Origin of the sequence: Sandarakinorhabdus oryzae, assembly GCF_009733735.1 — a bacterium.
Lineage (GTDB): Bacteria > Pseudomonadota > Alphaproteobacteria > Sphingomonadales > Sphingomonadaceae > Sandarakinorhabdus > Sandarakinorhabdus oryzae.
In genome coordinates this window covers 1-1,175 of record NZ_WNJP01000331.1, presented here as the reverse complement: position 1 = coordinate 1,175, position 1,175 = coordinate 1, and the positions used below count along the sequence as shown (strand labels likewise).

At 71.4% G+C, this 1,175-nt stretch carries 1 protein-coding gene; it reads right to left on the bottom strand.

Features of this window, described 5'->3' with window-relative positions; all coding sequences use genetic code 11:
- The coding region (locus tag GJ693_RS16075) for an acyl-CoA dehydrogenase family protein (RefSeq protein ID WP_328598850.1) at window positions 1-1,175 on the bottom strand (1,175 nt) is incomplete at both ends.

Genomic DNA, 1,175 nt, shown 5'->3' with positions numbered 1-1,175 from the left:
GCGGCCAGCAATGCCGCCATGCCGCGCGCCATCAGCCGCAGCACCATCAGATGCGCCGCCAGCCGGCCGATCGGCGCGCGTGCCGCCACTGCGTCCGCGGGCAGCGCGGCCACCAGCTCCTCGGCCAGCACCAGCGTTGACAGAAAGCGTTCAGGGCCGGAGCGTTCATAGGCCAGCTCGCTCATCACCTGGGCCCAGCCATTGCCTTCACTGCCCACCAGCGCATCGGCGGGGACGAACACGTCGTCGAAATGCACCTCGTTGAAATGATGCGCGCCCATCAGGTCGATGATCGGGCGCACCGTCAGGCCGGGCGAGTCCATCGGCACCAGCAACTGGCTCAGCCCTTCATGGCGCTGGCCCCCACCCGTCCGGCACAGCAACAGCATGGCGTGGGCCTTGTGGGCATAGGTGGTCCACAGTTTGGTGCCCGTGACCCGCCAGCCTCCCGCCACCGGCCGCGCCCGCGTGGTGAGTGCGGCCAGGTCCGAGCCCGCGCCCGGCTCGCTCATGCCGATACAGGCATATAGCTCGCCGCGCGCGATGGCCGGCAGAGTGGCCCGCTGTTGTTCCGGCGTGCCGAATTTCAGCAGCAGCGGCCCGGTCTGGCGATCGGCGATCCAGTGGGCGGCCACCGGCGCTCCGGCGGCCAGCAGCTCCTCGATCACCACCAGCCGGTCAAGCGCACTGCGTTCATGGCCGCCGAGCGCCTTTGGCCAGGTCATGCCCAGCCAGCCGCGCTGGCCCAGCTTGCGGCTGAAATCCGGATCATGGCCATTCCAGCTGTGGGCGCGCACCTCCGGCGGCAGCGCGGCCAGCTCGCTGGCCAGAAAGGCCCGCACCTCGTGGCGCAAGGCCGCGCGGTCCGCCGTTTCGGAGACCAGCGGGAAGCGGAAGCGGTCGCCGCTGGTGGCGCTGTCGACCAGGTCCATCACCGGCTCGTCGGTGGCCACGGCCCACAGGCTGCCGCGCGCCAGCACGTCTTCGCCCAGGCGCGCCTGACAGTCATGCTCGCTGCCGGCGGCATCGCGCTGCTGCCACAGCGCCCGGGTGAACAGGGAAAGCCGATGCTCGGCCGTCACGCCGATGGCGCCGTGCAGTTGATGGGCCAGCGCCGCGACGATGCCGGCGGCTTCGCTGGCGCGGGCCTTGGCGGCGGCCACCAGCTGCCAGCG